15 protein-coding genes are annotated in these 19,278 nt (G+C 53.1%); 8 read left to right on the top strand and 7 right to left on the bottom strand.

The window, feature by feature from the left end; translation table 11 throughout:
* Positions 1 to 54: 54 nt before the first annotated feature.
* Together QZV76_RS01830 and QZV76_RS01825 are read right to left on the bottom strand one after the other, a co-directional pair.
* Positions 55 to 1,098 carry a zinc-binding dehydrogenase gene (locus QZV76_RS01830; protein ID WP_290595523.1) on the bottom strand — a complete coding sequence of 348 codons (1,044 nt, stop codon included), beginning with the start codon at positions 1,096 to 1,098 and terminating at the stop codon, positions 55 to 57.
* A gap of 210 nt (positions 1,099 to 1,308) precedes the next feature.
* Entirely contained in the window at positions 1,309 to 2,094 is a 786-nt protein-coding gene (locus tag QZV76_RS01825) for an NAD-dependent deacylase (RefSeq protein WP_290595522.1), read from the bottom strand.
* Positions 2,095 to 2,270: 176 nt separating this feature from the next.
* On the opposite strand from QZV76_RS01825, the gene QZV76_RS01820 reads away from it, so the two are divergent.
* Positions 2,271 to 2,705, top strand: a complete 435-nt coding sequence (locus QZV76_RS01820) for an Hsp20/alpha crystallin family protein (protein ID WP_290595521.1) — start codon at positions 2,271 to 2,273, stop codon at positions 2,703 to 2,705.
* A gap of 128 nt (positions 2,706 to 2,833) precedes the next feature.
* Here QZV76_RS01820 and QZV76_RS01815 read toward each other — a convergent pair whose 3' ends face one another.
* The 3 genes from QZV76_RS01815 to putP form a co-directional block, all read right to left on the bottom strand.
* The gene (locus QZV76_RS01815; RefSeq protein ID WP_290595520.1) at positions 2,834 to 4,513 is read right to left on the bottom strand and encodes a fumarate hydratase; all 1,680 of its coding nucleotides are present in this window, start codon (positions 4,511 to 4,513) and stop codon (positions 2,834 to 2,836) included.
* A gap of 261 nt (positions 4,514 to 4,774) precedes the next feature.
* Positions 4,775 to 6,217 carry a class II fumarate hydratase gene (locus QZV76_RS01810; RefSeq protein WP_290595519.1) on the bottom strand — a complete coding sequence of 481 codons (1,443 nt, stop codon included), beginning with the start codon at positions 6,215 to 6,217 and terminating at the stop codon, positions 4,775 to 4,777.
* 112 nt (positions 6,218 to 6,329) lie between these two features.
* The gene (gene putP / locus QZV76_RS01805; protein WP_290595518.1) at positions 6,330 to 7,817 is read right to left on the bottom strand and encodes a sodium/proline symporter PutP; all 1,488 of its coding nucleotides are present in this window, start codon (positions 7,815 to 7,817) and stop codon (positions 6,330 to 6,332) included.
* Positions 7,818 to 8,100: 283 nt separating this feature from the next.
* Here putP and typA point away from each other — a divergent pair, with 283 nt between their 5' ends.
* The 5 genes from typA to dapC all read left to right on the top strand — a co-directional run bounded on the left by typA (position 8,101) and on the right by dapC (position 14,676).
* A complete protein-coding gene (gene typA, locus QZV76_RS01800) occupies positions 8,101 to 10,008 on the top strand; it encodes a translational GTPase TypA (protein ID WP_290595517.1) in 1,908 nt (635 codons plus the stop codon).
* Positions 10,009 to 10,023: 15 nt separating this feature from the next.
* Entirely contained in the window at positions 10,024 to 12,039 is a 2,016-nt protein-coding gene (locus QZV76_RS01795) for an ABC transporter substrate-binding protein (RefSeq protein WP_290595516.1), read from the top strand.
* Positions 12,036 to 13,124: a PIG-L family deacetylase gene (locus tag QZV76_RS01790; protein ID WP_290595515.1), complete on the top strand. Its 1,089-nt coding sequence runs from the start codon at positions 12,036 to 12,038 to the stop codon at positions 13,122 to 13,124. Before QZV76_RS01795 ends, QZV76_RS01790 begins: the two co-directional genes overlap by 4 nt.
* A gap of 97 nt (positions 13,125 to 13,221) precedes the next feature.
* Entirely contained in the window at positions 13,222 to 13,548 is a 327-nt protein-coding gene (gene fdxA / locus QZV76_RS01785) for a ferredoxin (RefSeq protein WP_290595514.1), read from the top strand.
* Positions 13,549 to 13,554: 6 nt separating this feature from the next.
* Complete coding sequence (gene dapC / locus QZV76_RS01780) at positions 13,555 to 14,676, top strand: succinyldiaminopimelate transaminase (protein ID WP_290595513.1); 1,122 nt, start codon at positions 13,555 to 13,557, stop codon at positions 14,674 to 14,676.
* Here the strand turns inward: dapC and QZV76_RS01775 are convergent.
* Positions 14,673 to 16,010 (bottom strand): amino acid permease, encoded by a 1,338-nt coding sequence (locus QZV76_RS01775; protein WP_366664340.1) that lies wholly within the window; start codon positions 16,008 to 16,010, stop codon positions 14,673 to 14,675. The two genes, dapC and QZV76_RS01775, sit on opposite strands and share 4 nt — an antisense overlap.
* A 140-nt stretch (positions 16,011 to 16,150) precedes the next feature.
* On the bottom strand, positions 16,151 to 17,116 hold the full coding sequence (dapD, locus tag QZV76_RS01770; protein WP_290595511.1) for a 2,3,4,5-tetrahydropyridine-2,6-dicarboxylate N-succinyltransferase: 966 nt from the start codon (positions 17,114 to 17,116) through the stop codon (positions 16,151 to 16,153).
* Between the two features lie 138 nt (positions 17,117 to 17,254).
* On the opposite strand from dapD, the gene dapE reads away from it, so the two are divergent.
* Positions 17,255 to 18,436, top strand: a complete 1,182-nt coding sequence (dapE, locus tag QZV76_RS01765; RefSeq protein WP_290595510.1) for a succinyl-diaminopimelate desuccinylase — start codon at positions 17,255 to 17,257, stop codon at positions 18,434 to 18,436.
* 56 nt (positions 18,437 to 18,492) lie between these two features.
* Positions 18,493 to 19,275: a TIGR00730 family Rossman fold protein gene (locus tag QZV76_RS01760; RefSeq protein ID WP_290595671.1), complete on the top strand. Its 783-nt coding sequence runs from the start codon at positions 18,493 to 18,495 to the stop codon at positions 19,273 to 19,275.
* The last annotated feature ends 3 nt before the right edge of the window (positions 19,276 to 19,278 follow it).

The following is a 19,278-nucleotide window of genomic DNA, read 5'->3' as shown; positions in this document are numbered from 1 at the left end:
GAAATTATCGTGACGGCACCCACTTTTGTGTAGTTGTTGGTTGTGGTGTGGTGGTTAGGGTTTGACGAGGATGCGGATGGGGTTTCCGCGGTGGTTTTCTAGGTCGTCGATGCCTTGTTTGATGTCTGTGAGGGGGATGATCTTAGAGATGGATTCGGTAAGGTCGAGTCGCCCGTAGGACAGCATGTCTGCGAGCCTGGCGATGTCCTGCCGCTTGTACCCTAGGTGGCCGAGGAGTTGCTTCTTTTTCAGGTTGAACTCTAGGAATGTGCCGGCGTCGATATTTTGGGGGGACAAGCCGATCGAGACGGCTTTTCCGTTTATATCGAGGGATTCAACGCAGGCTCGTAGGGTGGGTTGAATACCGACAGCATCGAAGGCAATGTCTACCATACGGCCGTCTGTGATGTCCTCGATTTTCTTCATGAGGTCGGGGTCATCACTGCGGAAAGCGTAGTCGGCGCCGAGGCGCTTAGCGCGTTCCAGTACAGCGTCGTTGAGGTCGACGGCAATGACGGGTACGGCACCGGCGAGTTTGGATAGCTGGACTAGGTGAGCGCCAACACCACCAACGCCCCATACTGCCACAGTGTTACCCATGTGTACTTGGGCAGTGTGGACTACGGCGGCGTAGGGGGTAGAGACGGCGTCTGCGAGGAGGGCGGCTTGATCCATGGGGACGTTGTCGGGGATTTTTGTGAGCCCGGACGCTTGGGCAACATGGTATTCCGCCCAGGCACCGTCGTAGGCGAATGCCATGAGGTGTAGGTCTAGGCAGTCGGTGAAAGCGCCACGCTGGCATTTGCGGCATTTGAGGCAGGGTCGGCCGGCTGAGGGGATAACGCGGTCGCCTTCCTTCCACCTGGTGACACCGGGTCCTACTTCAACGATGGTGCCGGAGGCTTCGTGTCCTTGGGTAACGACAGGGAGCGAGGCGGGAATAGCACCGTTGATGAGGCTTAGGTCGGAGTGGCAGATACCACAGTAGGCGACTTTCATGAGTACTTCGCCGGGGCCGGGGTGTGGAATCGGGATCTCTTCAAGGGAGATCGAACGATCCGCTGCATGAAAGCGTTCAGCAAGCATTGTTTCAGTCATTATTGATCCCTTGTGAATGCGCCGGTTCCTTTTCCGGTGCTCTAAATATGATGCTAATCACATATGTGCATATATCGGGTTCAAATAATGATGAGAATTACGCGAAGTGCACCAGTAGACGGCAACTTTCCACGAATATCGCTATTAACGATTTTTAGAGAACGCATAGATACACAAATAGTGCATGATAAGCCATTACTTTAGTCTGCTTTACGTGGTTGTTTTCTCCCCAGCAGCATTCTGTCGTGCGGCGAGAAGGGGAGGTAGCGCATCACTGGCACTCATGCGGAGACTGATATCGCAGAGACCGGATTCGGGGGTGCGCGCCGGGTTGATCTCGATGACGGGTGCACCGGAGTGAGCGGCAATGCGGGGGAGTGTGGCGGCAGGTTGTACAACCGCTGAGGTTCCTACTACTAGGTATACGTCGCATTGTTCGGCGGCGATAACACTGTGTTCCCAGGGGCGTTGGGGGAGCATTTCACCGAACCACACAATGTCGGGTCGGATAGGGGCACCACAGTAAGGGCAGGCGGGTGGTTCAGCGCGGAATACTTCCGTGGTGGGGATGTCTACTGTGTCGGGGTAGTCTTTGCGACATTCTGAGCAGATGAAATGGAATAGTGTGCCGTGGACGTGCTCTACCTGTGTCGATCCGGCGCGCTCGTGGAGATCGTCCACATTTTGGGTGCAAATTCGAACGTCTGCATATTCCTGCCATTTAGCCAGTGTGTGGTGAGCGATGTTGGGTTGGACGTCTCGGACAAGGGAGTTGCGCCATAGGTACCATGCCCACACCATTTGGTGGTCGCGGCGCCATGCTTCGGGGGTAGCCAATGTTTGGGGATCGAACTGTTCCCATAGTCCGGTTTGGGAAGTGCGGTAGGTGGGTATTCCGGATTCTGCGGAGATTCCTGCGCCGGAAAGAACTGCAATTTTTTCTGCTGTGGCGCAGAGGTGTTGTGCTTCTTTTAGGAGAACTTCCTGGTCAGGCATAGTTCTTATAGTAGATGAAAAATTTTTAGAGGAAAATGAAAATAATACTTGAGTCTATTTGTATCAAGGGTTATAATTGCTCCTGTAAGAGTTGATTGCATAGCACTCAACTCTGGTAATGAAGTAAATAGCACAAATACTACATAGACAAATAAGACTTTAAGGAGGTCGCCATTATGGCTACTGCTACTTTCGATCCTTTCCACGAATTCGAGCGTCTCTTCAACGGTGTCGCTACCGCCCAGGACTCCAGCCTCTCCATGGACCTTTACAAGAAGGGCGACGTCTTCATTGCAGAAATCGATATGCCAGGTGTTGATCCCGCCTCTATCGACATTGATATTGACGATCGCACTCTCACGGTTCGCGCGGCACGCGCCTCTGTTTCCGGGGACGATATTGAATGGCTCACCCGGGAACGTCGCAATGGTACATTCGCCCGCCAACTAACACTCGGCCGCGGACTTGCTACCGACCGTATTGAGGCTACCTATGTTGATGGCGTTTTGAAGCTCACTCTGCCTGTGGCAGAAGAAGCTAAGCCGCGGAAGATCTCCGTCAACCACGTTATTAGCAACGATGCAGCAGACCAGAAAGAAGTTAACAAGTAGGATCAATATTCCCACGCCGTGTTTGCGTGCATAAATGCGGGGAGGGGCTGTACATGATAACGAATGTACAGCCCCTCCCCTTAATTTTTTAAGGAGTGCAGTCGCTAGTAATTACTAGCGGGGAGTGTTTACAGTCCGGGACGCTTGCCGATGGTCAGTGTGCATTCCTGGGTGTGGGCGAAGAAGTCATTGCCCTTGTCGTCAACGACGATGAAGGCGGGGAAGTCTTCTACCTCAATCTTCCATACTGCTTCCATACCGAGTTCGGGGTACTCCAGTACCTCTACCTTCTTAATGCAGTTCTTGGCGAGAACAGCTGCGGGGCCACCAATGGAGCCCAGGTAGAAGCCGCCGTGCTTCTTGCAAGCATCGGTGACCTGCTTGGAGCGGTTGCCCTTGGCCACCATGATCATGGAGCCACCCTTTTCCTGGAAGGGATCAACGTAGGGGTCCATACGTCCAGCGGTGGTGGGGCCGAAGGAGCCAGAAGCCATACCCTCGGGGGTCTTGGCGGGGCCGGCGTAGTAGACCGGGTGGTTCTTCATGTACTCGGGCATGGGTTCGCCGGCTTCAATGCGTTCACGGATCTTGGCGTGGGCAATGTCGCGGGCAACGATCATGGTTCCGGTCATGGAGACGCGGGTCTTGATGGGGTACTTGGAGAGGGTTGCAAGGATCTCATCCATCGGCTTGGAAAGATCAATCTTGACGGCGGTGTCGTCGCCACCCTTGTGATCAATGTCTGCATCGGTGAGTTCCGGCAGATACTGGCCGGGGTTGGTTTCCAACTTCTCCAAGAAAATACCCTCGGGTGTGATCTTGGCCTTGGCCTGGCGGTCTGCGGAGCAGGAGACGGCGATGGCGACGGGCAGGGATGCGCCGTGGCGGGGGAGACGAATGACGCGGACGTCGTGGCAGAAGTACTTGCCGCCGAACTGGGCACCGATGTCCATGTGGCGGGTCATGTCGAGGACTTTTTCTTCCATTTCCAGGTCTCGGAAACCGTGGGCGGTTTCGCTTCCGTGGGTGGGAAGAGTGTCGAGGTAGCGGGCGCTGGCGTACTTTGCGGTCTTGAGAGCGTATTCAGCGGAGGTACCACCGATAACGATGCCAAGGTGGTAGGGCGGGCAGGCGGCGGTGCCGAGGCTGCGGATCTTGCCTTCCAGGAAGTGCATCATGGATTCGTGGTTAAGGATGGCTTTGGTCTCTTGGAAGAGGTAGCTCTTGTTAGCGGAGCCGCCGCCTTTAGCCATGAAGAGGAAGTGGTAGTCGCGGTCAGATTCCGGCTTGGTGTCAGCATAGAGTTCGATCTGCGCGGGGAGGTTGCAGCCGGTGTTCTTTTCCTCGTACATGGACAGTGGTGCGTTTTGGGAGTAGCGCAGGTTGTCCTGGGTGTAGGCGTTGTAGACGCCGCGAGAGAGAGCACGCTCGTCGGTACCTTCGGTAAGGACGTACTGGCCGCGTTCGCCCTTGATAATGGCGGTGCCAGTGTCCTGGCACATGGGGAGGGTTCCCTCCGCGGCGATGACGGCGTTCTGTAGAAGGTTGTAGGCGACGAATTTGTCGTTGTCGCTAGCTTCCGGATCGTCGTAAATCTTGCGGAGTTTTGCGAGGTGGGTGGGACGCAGGTAGTGGGCAATGTCGTGCATTGCGGTTTCCGATAGCAAGGTGAGGGCTTCGTCGCTCACCTTGAGGAAAGTAGTGCCGTCCGGTCCTTCCACTGTTTCCACGCCTTCTTTGGTAAGGAGGCGGTATTCAGTGGGGTCGGATTGCAGGGGCAGCATGTCTTCGTAGAAGAATTCCGGCATCATCATTCCTTGGGCAGAGAGGGTAAATACTCAACTCTCACCCTAGGTTTCTTTTTCGATGACGTCTGCCAAGGATAGCCTACGCTATTTTGTTAAAAACTTTGCTGAGCTGCTTATTTAGTGCAATAAAAAGATGCAGTGTGTTAAAAATTACATGCTCCCCCGCAGGAGAAACTGTCTGTGTATGACACTGTTTCAGTTACTGTTTCAGTTCCTACGGGGGAGTATGCAGAAGGGAAAATAGTTAACGGGAGAAGTTGGCTACTTCTGCGGGTGTGTCATGGCAGCCACATTGAGGGCTTCTGCTAGCTTCTCCTCGGTAATTTCGCCGCGTTCAACGTAGCCAAGTTCAATAGTGGCCTCGCGAATGGTGAGGTTCTTCTTGATGGCATATTTGGCGATCTTGGCGGATGCTTCGTAGCCGATAACGCGGTTAAGTGGGGTGACGATGGAGGGGCTGGATTCGGCTAGCTGCAGGCAGCGTTCTTCATTGGCGACAAGACCATCAATGCACCGCTCAGCTAGTACGCGAGATACGTTGCCGAGAATGGTGATGGAGGTCAGGAGGTTAGCGGCCATTACCGGCAGCATAACCAGAAGATCAAAGTTACCCTGTGCACCTGCGAAGGCGATGGCGGCATCGTTGCCGATAACCTGAGCGGCTACCTGGACGGTGGCTTCGGGGAGAACCGGGTTAACTTTGCCGGGCATGATGGAGGAGCCGGGCTGCAGGTCGGGAAGGGAGATCTCGCCGATGCCTGTGCGCGGGCCAGATCCCATCCAGCGCAGGTCATTAGCGATCTTGACTTCGCTGACGGCGATGGTGCGCAGCATACCGGACATCTCGACGAGAGAATCCTGTGCAGCCTGTGCCTCAAAATGATTGGGGGCTTCCACAACTGGGAGACCGGTGTTCTCGGAAATGAGCTCGATAACGCGCTGTGAGAAACCAGCCGGAGTATTAATGCCGGTGCCAACGGCAGTGCCGCCGAGGGGGAGTTCGCAGAGGCGGCCAAAGGAGGAGTCGATACGGTCCAGACCATTGCGAATCTGCTGGGCGTGTCCGGAGAATTCCTGCCCAAGCGTAATGGGCGTGGCGTCCATCAAATGGGTACGACCGGATTTCACAACAGATGTGAACTCTTTTGCCTTCTTTTCCAAGGCGGTGGCGAGGGTTTCTAGGCCTGGCTTTAGAACTGTGGTGATGGCTTCCACTGCGGCAATGTGGATGGAGGAGGGGAAAACATCATTGGAGGACTGGGAGGCATTCACGTGGTCGTTGGGGTGGACGGGGGTGAACTCGTCGGCGGGTTTACCGGCGGCTTCCCAAGCTTCCTTCTTGTAGCGTGTGGCCAGGGTGGCAATGACCTCATTGGTGTTCATATTAGAGGAGGTGCCAGAGCCCGTTTGGAAGATGTCGATGGGGAATTCGTCGTTGTGTTTGCCGGCGATAACCTCGTCTGCGGCGGTGACGATGGCTTTACTGGTGGCTTCGTCGATAACACCTAGTTCGAGGTTGGCGAGTGCGGCGGCGCGCTTAATGTGTCCAAGGGCGGCAATGTGGTGCGGAGTGATGGTGTTACCACTGATAGGGAAGTTTTCTACGGCTCGTTGGGTTTGTGCGGCGTAGAGGGCGTTTTTGGGGACTTTTACGTCGCCCATAGTGTCGTGCTCAATGCGGTATTCCTGGTTGTCAGCAGACATTCTCATCTCCATTAGGTAACGGACAGTAACGGGAGGGGTACCTTCTTAGGATTCCTCCCATAACTGTAAGTATAGGCTTGCCTAATAATTAATGGAGAGGGGGAAACGATTTCTACTCGCGGGAATCTTTAACCGCTTTCTCAAATTCAGCCACGACCTGCTCAGATGGCGGCTTGGTGAGATAGCTCACGATAACTGCGACAAGCATATTTGCACAGAACCCCGGAATCATCTCATAGATAAGCGACGACAATACCGGAGTGAATCCCCACACAGCTACCACTACAGCACCCGTCAGCAAACCGGCAATAGCGCCTTCCTTAGTAAGACGCTTCCACCACAACGACAGCACAATAATGGGGCCAAATGCGGCACCGAAGCCCGCCCACGCAAACGCCACCAACTCCAAAATGGTGTTAGAGCGGGGAATCGCCAACAGTGCCGCAACAATCGCCACCGCCAACACCGCGAAGCGAGACAACAACACCAACCTGCGCTGCGACACCTTCTTCTTGAAAATCCCGCGGTAAAGATCCTCCACCAGTACAGAAGACGTCACCAATAACTGCGAAGAAATAGTCGACATAATGGCAGCCAACACCGCCGCCAACACCACACCCGCTAAGAATGGGTGAAAGAGTTTCTGGCCCATCACCAAAAACACTGTTTCCGCAGTTTGCTGAGACTCTGTCAACTCATGCCCATCAACATGGAGATAAGCACACCCCACCAAACCGGTAGCAATAGCCCCCAGAATGGATACCGCCATCCACGTCGTGCCGACACGCCTACCATAAGCAGCTTCACGAGGAGACCGCAAGGCCATAAAACGCACAATGATGTGCGGTTGCCCCACATACCCCAAACCCCACCCCAGCGCAGACACAATAGTCAACGGCGCCACACCATGCACCATAGAAAAATGATCCGGGAACGACGTGCGAATAATGTCCGTTGTCTCAGAAAAACCACCCAAGGACACTACCGCCGTAATGGAAATAGCGATCAGCGCCGTCATCATGAGAAGACCCTGCACAACATCGGTGTATGAAACAGCTAAAAAGCCGCCCACAAACGTATACAGCACCACTACACCGGAAACAATGAGCATGCCCGTCAAATAGGAGGTACCAAACGTGGCCTGGAAAAACGTTCCCCCCGCCACCATGCCGGAGGACACATAGAAGGTAAAGAAAAACAGGATGACAAGCCCCGAACAAATACGCAAGACATGGGACGAATCATGGAGACGATTTTCTAAGAACGTCGGAATAGTAATAGAGTCCTGCGTCACAACGGAATACGACCGCAAACGCGGAGCCACAATCTTCCAGTTCAGCCACGCACCCACCGTCAAACCCACCGCAATCCAGGCTTCACAGAGACCTGAAATGTAGATGGCGCCGGGCAAACCCATCAGAAGCCATCCCGACATGTCCGACGCACCCGCCGATAAAGCTGCTGTGAAGGGGTGAAGTTGTCGGTCAGCCAGCATGTATCCTTCGTGGCTCGTGGTCTTGCGGAAGGCATAGAGACCAATACCGATCATCGCCACAAAGTAGACGACGAGGGCGAGAATAGTCCAGCTAGTTGACGACACTGATGGAGTCCTTGTTAATGGGATCGAGGCTATGAGGGTCTTTCATAGCGTGTAGCGGATAAGTGACTTAGTGGCTAACTTTACCGGCAAACTAGAAAATAAAAGTTTTTTACACAATTTTCGGTGAGAAGTGGGCAATAAGCCTCCAACTAACAGTTTTCAAACTGTGACGTGTAAAGTTGCCGTTGGAGCTGCCGCGCACAGCGTCGGTCTTGTGTTTACAGCTCACTCCACAGCCCATAAGTACTGCGGCTGAATCTGTCGATCCTTGCTAGGAGCTCTCTTGCCTCAGAAGCACGAATTCCGCAATGTAGCCATCATCGCCCACGTTGACCACGGTAAAACCACCCTAGTTGATGCAATGCTGGAACAGTCCGGTGTCTTCTCTGAACACCAGGAAGTTGCTGAACGAGTTATGGACTCCGGCGATCTAGAGCGAGAAAAGGGCATTACCATTCTCGCCAAAAACACAGCTGTGCATCGTCCCGGACAAGCAAAAGATGGGGGAGACCTCATCCTCAACATTATTGACACCCCCGGGCACGCCGACTTCGGCGGCGAAGTAGAACGCGGTCTCAGCATGGTTGACGGCGTTATCCTCCTTGTTGACGCCTCCGAAGGACCACTCCCACAAACCCGCTTCGTTCTCCGCAAAGCCCTCGAAGCCTGCCTTCCCGTCATTATTGTTGTCAATAAGACAGATCGCCCCGACGCCCGCATTCCCGAAGTTGTTGCCGAGTGCCAAGACCTGCTGCTTGACTTGGCCGCAGACCTCTCCGATGAAAAAGCCATTGCTGCCGCCGAAGCACTGCTGGATACCCCCACCGTTTATGCTTCTGGCCGCGCCGGCGTTGCCTCTCTAGAAATGCCGGAAAACGGCCAACTGCCTAACTCCGACAACCTCGAATGCCTCTTTGACCTCATTACCAAGATCATCCCCGAACCCACCGGTGACCCGGACGCCCCGCTTCAAGCACACGTCACCAACCTGGACGCCTCCAGCTTCCTCGGCCGTATTGGACTAGTTCGTATTTACAACGGCACCCTGCGTAAAGGACAGCAAGTCGCCTGGATTCACACCACCCCCGAAGGTGAGCAGGTCACAAAGGTCGTTAAGATTACAGAACTGCTGAAGACTATCGGTGTAGAGCGTCAGCCCGCCACCGAAGCCGTCGCCGGAGATATCGTTGCTATCGCTGGTATTCCCGACGTTATGATCGGCGATACCCTGGCTGACCCGGAACACCCTGAGGCCCTCCCCAGCATCACCGTCGATGAGCCCGCAATCTCCATGACCCTCGGCGTTAACACCTCGCCTATGGCCGGACGAAATGGCGGTACTAAGTTAACTGCACGCATGGTGAAAGACCGTCTCGACCGTGAACTTATTGGTAACGTCTCCCTACGCGTACTACCCACCGACCGCCCCGACGAGTGGGAAGTCCACGGACGTGGCGAAATGGCCCTCTCCGTGCTGGTAGAAACCATGCGTCGCGAAGGCTTCGAGCTGACCGTCGGCAAGCCAAACGTTGTGACCAAGAAGATTAACGGCAAAGTCTACGAGCCCTACGAGAACACCACTATTGACGTTCCCGAAGAGCACCTAGGCGCCATTACTCAGCTCATGGCAACGCGAAGAGGCCAGATGGATAAGATGAGCAACCATGGCACCGGCTGGGTACGTATGGAATTCACCGTTCCCTCTCGTGGACTTATTGGCTTCCGTACCGCCTTCCTTACGGAAACCCGCGGTACTGGTATTGCCAACTCTGTATCTGCCGGTTACGCCCCCTGGGCCGGTGACATTCGCGCCCGTCACTCTGGTTCCCTCGTTGCGGACCGGGCTGGACAAGTAACCGCCTACGCATTGCTCCAGCTCGCAGACCGTGGCGATTTCTTCGTTACCCCCGGTGATGAAGTCTACGAAGGCGTTGTTGTGGGCGAGAATCCTCGTCCGGAAGACATGGATGTCAACATCACCAAAGAAAAGAAGTTGACAAATATGCGTTCTTCCACTGCCGATCAGACAGAAACACTCGCTAAAGCACGTACGCTTAGCTTGGAAGAAGCAATGGAGTTCTGCGCCAACGACGAATGTGTCGAAGTGGCTCCTAACGCTATCCGTGTGCGTAAAGTAGTACTCTCAGCTGCTGAACGCGGCCGCGCTCGCGGGCATATGAAGCATATGTAGCATTCAGGAGGAATAGTGCGTCGGCATCCCACCACCCACATCGCATTACTCTGTAGTGCTCTTGTCCTTGTGGCGGGATGTACGGCAAAAGCTCCTAACGCACAAATTGGACAACCTGCTCCTAGCGTAAAAACGGACGGGGACAATGTTGTTGGAATTGTTACTGACCAGCTAGAAGCAGGGTTCAATCCGCACTTTGCGGGAGATAGAACACTCACTACCGATATCCTGGCAAGCCTCACCCTACCCAGTGTTTTTGTGCCCGCCGCCACAGCGGGTGATACAAGCCAAACCGCATTAGTAGATTCCACACAGTGGACGATGAATAAATCGCTGATGCGTTCAGCGGAGGTAACAAGCCAGTCGCCTTTCCAGGTGACATATCGAATTCAGCCAGGTGCACAGTGGGGAGGTAGTCCTCCCGTCCCCGTCGAAGCACGCGATTTCAGCTACCTGTGGCACGTCATGATGAAAGCTCCGGAGATTGACACTACTGCAGGCTATGACCTTATTACCTCTATAAAGGGGAAAAATGACGGGAAGACAGTAGTTGTTACCTTCAAACATCCCTATGCGCAGTGGCGGACGTTGTTCCAGCACCTTCTACCGTCTCAATTCCTGAACGATATTCCTGGTCTGTCCCAGTTGGATCACGATATGCCGTACTCGGCTGGTGTGGCGACAGTTCGCAGCGTCGACATAGACCGCGGGCAAATTACACTGATGCCAAACGACAAATTCGTTACCGGGGCACCTATGGCCGCAGATTCCATCCGCATTCAACGTCAAAGCGCCTCTGACCAAATCGCTGAAGGGTTACGCTCGGAAAGTGTTCAGGCAGGGTATATTCAAGGCGATTCACTAGCGCCAACTCGTCTTAACGCTATTCCGGGAATAAGCACAGCGTATGCGTGGCGTCCCCGACAACTCTCTCTTTCTATCAATGCCGCCTCCTCACTAGTGGGAGGGCAGCCAGCAGTGTCCCGAGCACTCTTTAGCCTTATTAATGTGCCGCTAGTGGCACAACTAGCATCCAACCGGCTAGATACAGTTACCGGCGGACGCGTCCCCGCAGTAGCATTACCGCAACTCGTTACCGTGCCTCCGCAACGCAGTGCGCTTTACTCTCTTACCCCCAGCATGGCATCTACCAAGAGTAAAGGGGCCGCGATTCTCCACAATGCAGGATGGGCGCAGCAAGGGCGCCGTATTGTTACTCGCCACGGCCATAACCGAGCTCTCATTATCGGAACTGTACGAGGAGACGTAGAGGCGATAGCTGCAGCAACAGCTATCGCTGATCAACTGAGCCAACAAGGATTCCCCACAATTGTGCAAGATACAACGGCGACAGATCTCTACGGTTTTTGGCTACCACGCGGAAAAGTTGATCTGGTAGTGGATTGGCACAGTACCGACCAATCAGTTATCGCTAGTGTCGCCAGCCGTTTCCACTGCACTGTGGGGGATGCCGTCCGCCCAGATCCAGCCCGTATCCAATCAGCGCAGTTAGATACGCTTGCGTCTTCCGCAGTGGGGAATGAGTCCCAGCAAAAAGAAATTTCTGACAGCATTTCCAATGCGCAACAACATCGAGGAGTAGATCCCAGCACGGGACAATCGCTGCAGGTATTGCGAGAAAAATACAGTAAACTGCCAAGCAAAGAAAATGGCCAACAAGCAGACCAAGCGCGTAGCAAAAATGTTCAGAGAGGAAGCCGCGGTGTCAATACCACCGGTATCTGTGATCCCATTCTGAACTCTCTCATTAAAGAAATGCGAACCGCTACAGATCCGCTATCACCACAACAGCAAATTGTGGTAGCGCTTCCTTTCCTTCAAAAGATAGAGCAACGATTAGGGGAATTGGGATTAGTACTACCCATTTGGCAGGAAACTCTCCTCGAGGCATACAGTTCCCGTATCTCTAACCCCGTCCATGAGATTCTCTCCACCCCTTCATTGGGCTATTTTTACAATGTTTCCCAGTGGACTGTCGCTATTAAAGAGCAGGAGGGGATAGTCCAATGACGGCAGTATCAGATTCTCTGTCTGCTTCTCGGCCAGCTTCTCTTACCGGATATGTTGACGGTGAAAAACTTCGCGTTTTAGCACTCCATGCACACCCTGACGATGAAACTCTCTACACCGGCGGAACACTAGCGGCCTACCAGGCAGCAGGGGCACAAACAGCCGTGCTAACTTGCACGCTCGGCGAAGAAGGCGAAGTAATTGGGGAAACCTACGCGCAGCTTGTCGCCGCAGGAGGGGGAGCGGACCAACTAGGTGGTTACCGTATTCACGAACTTACCCAGGCACTGCAGGCTTTGCATGCAGGGTGTCCACATTTTTTGGGCGGCGCGGGACATTTCCGCGACTCCGGTATGCTGAACACTCCAGCAAATGACCATCCACGTGCTTTTCTCCGCGCCGATCCTGATCACGTAGCAGATCTTATAGCGTGCTGGATTCGGTGGATGCGGCCCCACGTGGTGTTGGTTTATGACGACGGTGGAACCTATGGGCATCCTGACCATATTCGCGCCCATCACTGTGGTCTTTTAGCAGTTGATAAAGCTGCTTACACAGGGGATAGAAGCATTGAGCAACTGCATGAAGCTGGTCTTTATGCCGATCCACTATGGCAGGCTGAACATCGATGCGGATATGGGGGTACGCATCTTTACCATGCGGAAGAGCCTCTTGAAAAAGAACCTCTCGCACCCGCCTGGGATGTGCCATTGGTGTACTGGATGATGCAGTCGATGAGCCGCGTAGAAGCAGGACTCAACACTATAGCCGGGGCTATTCCATCACAGTGGTCTATGCCGGCGGCACACGACATCTTCAACACTGCAGACAATGAAGCGACCCACACTATTGCCCTCGACGATGCTGCCTACGCCGCTAAAATTGCTGCATTGCGGGCGCATGCTACGCAAGTCACAGTATATGCGCCGACCTCTGGGCCAGTCTCGTTTGCTATGTCGAATAATATCGCACAGCCGCTTTTGCGGACGGAGGAGTATCGGCTTGTTCGTCACCCGCATTCCGCTAGCGCTGTGAACTCCGCTGATATTGCGGCGGCGCTGGCACATACTAAACTGAGTGAGTAACTCTGCTCTTAAGCAGTCTTGTGATGATTACGGCGTTATATTCTGCGCCGTCCCTCACACGCTAGTCCTAGCGTGGTAAGTCGGAAAGGATGACATCGTGGCATACGTCATCGCGCAGCCCTGTGTTGATTATCTTGATCGCGCATGCGTGGAAGAGTGCCCGGTGGACTGTATCTACGAAGGCGACCGCATGCTCTACATTCACCCCGATGAATGTGTCGATTGTGGCGCCTGCGAGCCCGCCTGCCCTGTGGAAGCCATCTTCTATGAAGATGATGTTCCGGATGAGTGGTCTGAATATACAAAGACCAACGCCGACTTTTTTGATGAGCTGGGATCCCCGGGTGGAGCCGCCAGTGTTGGACGCACTGGATACGACACTGACTTTGTGAGCTCGCTACCCCCACAAAACGAAAGCGAATAAGTTTTTATGTCTATCGCACCCCGTAAACGTACCCCCGTCGCTGCAGGACTTCCTGCTTTTCCTTGGGATACTTTGGCGGAGGTGCGTAGCCTAGCGGCTAGCCACCCCGACGGCATTGTCGATCTTTCTGTAGGCACCCCTGTTGATAAAGTTGATCCCTTTATCCAGAACGCTTTAGAGGAAGCAGCCGACGTCCCCGGCTATCCGCAAACTATTGGTACCCACGATGTGCGTGAGGCCTGTGCAGATGCTCTTACCCGCCGATACGGCATTATTCCGCTCGATCCAGCCACACAAATTCTGCCGGTTATAGGGACGAAAGAATTCATTGCCTGGTTGCCCACTCTGCTGGGGCTGGGAGAACACGATACTGTCGTTATCCCAGAGATTGCGTACCCCACGTATGAAGTAGGTGCACTGTTAGCAGGATGTACTGTTGTCCGTGCAGATGGAACAGCCCAGGTGGGGCCCTGTACTCCAGCATTAATGTATCTCAATAGTCCCTCTAATCCTACAGGCAAGGTACTACCTGTTGAGCATTTACGGAAGGTTGTGGCGTGGGCGCGGGAGCGTGGCGTCATCATTGCTGCAGACGAGTGCTACCTTGGTCTGTGCTGGGAAGGAAAAGCTCCTTCTATCCTAGATCCTGCAGTCTGCGATGGAGATACTAGCAACATACTCGCTATTCATTCTCTTTCTAAGACGTCTAATATGGCGAGCTATCGGTCTGGTTTTGTCGAGGGAGATCCTTCTCTTATCCAAGAACTTTTAACAGTCCGAAAACATGCTGGTTTTATGGTGCCAACTGTCATACAGTCCGCTAGTGCAGCTGCCTTGCGTGACGATCGTCATGTTCATGAACAATACGATCGTTATCGGCAACGTCGCCAAAAGCTCAAAGCAGCGGTGGAATCTGCGGGAATGCGGGTTGATGATTCTGCGGCTGGGCTTTATCTGTGGACAACAAACGGTACACCCTGCAGAGAACTCACGCACTGGTTTGCCGAGCGGGGTATTCTTGTCGCTCCAGGTGAATTCTATGGTCCACGTGGGGCAGAGCATGTGCGCATTGCGCTAACTGCCACCGATGAGCGTATTGACGCAGCCTGCGAACGTTTACAGCCTTAATCCTGCGAGAGAGTGTTCTCCACTGGATGTTGTTTGCGCCATGCACGATTGATAGAACCTAGAATCACCAGAACAATGACAATAATGATGGTGGCAAAGAGTTGGTTACGGGTTGTTTCGTCCGTAAACATCAATACAGTAAGCCCTGCCATCAGTACGAGGGCAACCCACGTTAGGTAGGGGTAGCCCCACATTTTTACTGGTAGATCTCCTTCTTTTTCAAAAACTGGACGCAATTTAAGCTCGGAAAGAGCAATAGAAGCCCAGACAACCAGCAGGGCAGCCCCCGCTGAATTGAGGAGGAAGACAAGCAGTCCCGGAAGATTTAGGTAGTTCAGCGCAACTGAGACAAACCCGAAAAAGACGCTGACCAGTAGCGAGTTAAGAGGTACTCCAGTACGGGAGATTTTAGTAAGTACTTGAGGTCCATGGCCACGTTTAGCCAGCGAGAACATCATTCGGGAGGTGGCATAAATCTGGGCATTAAATGCGCTCAGCAGGGAGAGCACAATAATGACTTCCATGAACGTGACAACGCCAGGTATGTGCGCTTTCTCTAGTACTGCCGTGAAGGGGCTTTCAGACGCGTTTTTCGCTCCCTGTAATTGATCCCAGGGAAGGAGGAACGTAATAACGACAACAGACCCTAAATAGAATACGGCAATGCGGAAGATGACCGAGCGAACCGATTTTGCGATGGAGAGGCTGGGATTATCACATTCGGCTGCTGCAATAGTGACAATCTCGATACCACCAAAAGCAAAAGCGACGGATAAAAGACCGGCCGCCACGCCACTCCAACCCTTGGGCATAAAGCCACCGTGGCCAAGAAAATTGGTGAATCCCACTGGTTCAGTACCGGGCAGAATACCGAAAATAAGAAGGATGCCAACAATAAGAAAGAGCACGATGACGGTAACTTTGATGGCGGCAAACCAGAACTCGAACTCTCCGAAACCGCCAACTTGGGCAAGATTAATAATGGTAAAGAAGATCATGCAGACCAGTGCAGGAATCCATGAGGGGCAATGGAACCATTGGCCCATAATACCGGCGGCGCCTGTCATCTCTGCGCCCAAGACCATAATGAGCATAAACCAGTAGAGCCACCCCGTCACGAATCCACCAGTGCGCCCGTAGGCCATCTCTACATAGGTGGAGAAAGAACCACTGGAGGGGCGGGCAGCGCTGAGCTCGCCAAGCATCTGCATGATGAGAACAGCAATAATTCCAGCAACAATATAGGAGATAAGGATAGCTGGTCCTGCAGCGTGAATACCTTGTCCAGTTCCTAGGAAAAGACCTGCACCAATAGCGGATCCCAGCCCCATCATGGTGAGGTGACGGACTTGTAAACCTTTTCGTAAGGCTGGCTTCTCGTCAGAGGAAGATACGCTTTCAGACAGATTATTGGATGCGTTGGAATTATGAGGAGTTGTCGGTGTGAACTTAGCCATACGACCTTCTTTAGAAATTAATTGTTATGGAGACTATCGTTCAGTTCAATTCCCACTTTGCCATACTTGACGGCTTCAACTACACCCGTCAAGGAATTACGGCGGAAGAGAACATTGTCTCGACCTGCTAGGTCTAAGGCTTTTACCTCGGTGGGATCGCCATCGAGATAGTTCATGATTTTGGAGCCGGCAGTAATGTAAAGGCCTGCTTCTACAACACAATCGTTTCCCAGGGGGATTCCAAGGCCAGAGTTAGCCCCCAGGAGACAGCGTTCACCTATGGTGATGTGCTGTGTACCGCCGCCGGAGAGTGTGCCCATAATGCTGGCACCGCCACCAATATCAGAGCCATCTCCTACTATAACGCCTTGAGAGATACGCCCTTCCACCATAGAGACACCGAGAGTGCCCGCATTAAAGTTCACAAAACCTTCATGCATGACGGTGGTGCCCTCCGAGAGGTACGCACCGAGCCTGACACGATCGGCATCACTGATGCGTACCCCAGAGGGGATGACGTAATCGACCATGCGGGGGAAACGGTCGATGCCGTAGACAATAACAGGTCCACGCTGTACCAGTTTGAGACGTGTGGCAGCGAAGGTTTCTACAGAGCAGGGGCCAAAATTGGTCCATACGACGTTCTGTAACACTCGATAGAGAGTTGACAGGTTAATCGTATTGGGTTTTACCAAGCGATAGGAGAGGAGGTGGAGCCGTAAGTAAGCGTCGTATGCGTCAACGGGGGGAGTATCAAGATCTGCGATTACTGTTTCTACAGCTATACGCTCGACATCGCGGGCAGCGTCGTAGCCGAGCAAATTTTCCCAACTGGAATTGAGATCATCAGGGGTGAGCTTGTGAGTGTAGCTTTCACCACCTGTGGTTTCTTGTAAAACTGGGTCTATGTACCAGGTGTCTAGAATTTTGCCATCGCTGGTGACAGTCGCGATTCCGCGCGCAAATGCTCCGTATGTCGTCATAAAATCAGCCTACTGTACAGGTGATATGTGTGCTAGTTCACATACTATTGTGTCGTTAACGACAAAGTGAATAATGGTAAGACTCTCCATAAACAGTCTTGTCCACCGTAAACTGTGGGGGTGAGAATGAAAATTCCTATGATACTTGACCCCCGCCGTGATCCCATCTCCTTAACCCAGGACTTTGTGGATATTCCCTCCGTTTCGCAGGAGGAAACTGCTATCGCTGATGCGGTAGAGCGCGGGCTTCGGGAAATAGCCCAAGTAGATCACCCAACTATCACGGTAGAACGGCACGGCAATCGTCTAGTGGCGCGGACTCACCGTGGACTACCAAGTCGTGTTGTTCTCGCGGGCCATCTTGACACTGTCCCCATTGCCAATAATGTACCTAGCTATCGTGGGCCGGGAGAGCAGGGAACAGATTGTATTCATGGTTGTGGCAGCGTGGATATGAAGTCTGGGGATGCAGTCTTTTATCACCTGTTCTATACTCTTGCCGACGATCCGCAGCTGCAGCATGATATGACCCTCGTCTACTATGACTGCGAGGAAATTACAGGGTCTTTTAATGGTCTGGGAGCTTTGCAACGCGAGTATCCAGAACTATTACAGGGTGATCTGGCCATACTGGGTGAACCTTCTGGCGGCTGGATTGAAGCAGGCTGTCAGGGAACAATGCGTATGCGTATTGAAAGCCATGGTTTGCGTGCACATTCAGCCCGTGCATGGATGGGAGACAACGCCATTCATGCGCTAAGTCCAGTTCTCGCTAAACTCGCTCGCCATGAAGCTCGTGACGTTAACATTGACGGCTGTCTTTACCGTGAGGGACTTAACGCTGTGCGAATGTCTGGAGGAGTAGCCGGGAACGTCATTCCAGATGAAGCATGGGTGGAAATAAACTTTCGGTTTGCCCCCGATCGTTCAGAAGCAGAGGCCCTATCCTACGTGTGCACCACCTTGGGGCTGAGCCTAGAAGGCGTCACAGAAACGTCGGAAGGTACTCGTCAGGACACTATTGTCAATGGTCTGACGTGGGAAATTCTCGATATGTCTGCAAGTGCCATGCCCGGTCTCTCCGCCCCGGCAGCAATTCCACTCGTTGCCGCGGCTGGGGGAAAAGTACGAGCTAAATATGGATGGACTGATGTTTCACGTTTTGCGGCAATGGGAATGCCAGCTGTGAATCTGGGACCGGGGGACCCGTCTCTTGCCCACAAGCGGGATGAACATTGTCCAGTGGAGCATATCGCTGGTGTCACGGAGATTGTGCGCACCTATTTGACCACTCCTTCAGAGTATGTAAAGAAAGATTAATTGTGAAAAGTACGAATACTAACCCCAATGCCATGTATCAATCTGCTGCGTCCTATATGAGGGGACCAGTAGTACGACGTCGTGCACAAGTGCGGCGCGGTGGTTCCACCACTGATTCTCGTCTTCTCCAGCCACAGCCAGATACCGGGTGGTTGCACACTGATCCGTGGCGAGTAATGCGCATCCAGTCCGAATTTATTGATGGATTCGGTGCACTAGCGGAAATGCCGCCAGCAGTAAGTGTTTTTGGATCTGCCCGTACAGAAACAGATAACAAGTGGTATCACGCGGCATACGAAGTTGCTGAAGAACTCAGTAAAGCAGGATATGCGGTTGTTACAGGGGGCGGCCCGGGAGAGATGGAAGCCGCGAATAAAGGGGCAGTTGACGCTAAAGGCTTTTCTGTTGGCTTAGGTATTGAATTGCCATTTGAGCAAAAGATCAACAAGTGGGTTGATCTGGGAATGAACTTCCGCTACTTCTTCGTCCGCAAGACAATGTTTGTGAAATACTCGCAGGCATTTGTCTGTATGCCAGGTGGTTTCGGTACGTTAGATGAGCTTTTTGAGGCTTTGACGCTAGTACAGACGAAGAAAATTTCTCGATTCCCCATTGTCTTGTTTGGCAGTGAATTCTGGGGTCCGCTAATGGACTGGATTACTACCACGTTGCTTGATGAGGGAATGATCTCGCCTGAAGATATCAAGCTTTTGTATGTAACGGACTCTGCGCAAGACGCGGTTCGTCACATCATTAAAATTCATCAACATCAAGTTGATAGTTTTACTGATGCATTGGATGACGACGATGAAACACTCGAAGCGGATGAGGAGGAATAGTCG

The organism is Lawsonella sp. (genome assembly GCF_011525565.1).
Taxonomy (GTDB): domain Bacteria; phylum Actinomycetota; class Actinomycetes; order Mycobacteriales; family Mycobacteriaceae; genus Lawsonella; species Lawsonella clevelandensis_A.
Note: the sequence above shows the minus strand (reverse complement) of the source record. Positions and strands in the feature narration are given on the sequence as shown.

Coding starts and splice junctions, on each gene's coding strand:
- QZV76_RS01775 (WP_366664340.1), bottom strand. CDS start 16,010: ATGATGGGGCTGGGATCCGCTATTGGTGCAGGTCTTTTCCTAGGAACT.
- dapD (WP_290595511.1), bottom strand. CDS start 17,116: ATGACGACATACGGAGCATTTGCGCGCGGAATCGCGACTGTCACCAGC.
- QZV76_RS01815 (WP_290595520.1), bottom strand. CDS start 4,513: ATGCCGGAATTCTTCTACGAAGACATGCTGCCCCTGCAATCCGACCCC.
- dapE (WP_290595510.1), top strand. CDS start 17,255: ATGATACTTGACCCCCGCCGTGATCCCATCTCCTTAACCCAGGACTTT.
- QZV76_RS01760 (WP_290595671.1), top strand. CDS start 18,493: ATGAGGGGACCAGTAGTACGACGTCGTGCACAAGTGCGGCGCGGTGGT.
- dapC (WP_290595513.1), top strand. CDS start 13,555: ATGTCTATCGCACCCCGTAAACGTACCCCCGTCGCTGCAGGACTTCCT.
- QZV76_RS01810 (WP_290595519.1), bottom strand. CDS start 6,217: ATGTCTGCTGACAACCAGGAATACCGCATTGAGCACGACACTATGGGC.
- QZV76_RS01825 (WP_290595522.1), bottom strand. CDS start 2,094: ATGCCTGACCAGGAAGTTCTCCTAAAAGAAGCACAACACCTCTGCGCC.
- QZV76_RS01830 (WP_290595523.1), bottom strand. CDS start 1,098: ATGACTGAAACAATGCTTGCTGAACGCTTTCATGCAGCGGATCGTTCG.
- QZV76_RS01790 (WP_290595515.1), top strand. CDS start 12,036: ATGACGGCAGTATCAGATTCTCTGTCTGCTTCTCGGCCAGCTTCTCTT.
- QZV76_RS01820 (WP_290595521.1), top strand. CDS start 2,271: ATGGCTACTGCTACTTTCGATCCTTTCCACGAATTCGAGCGTCTCTTC.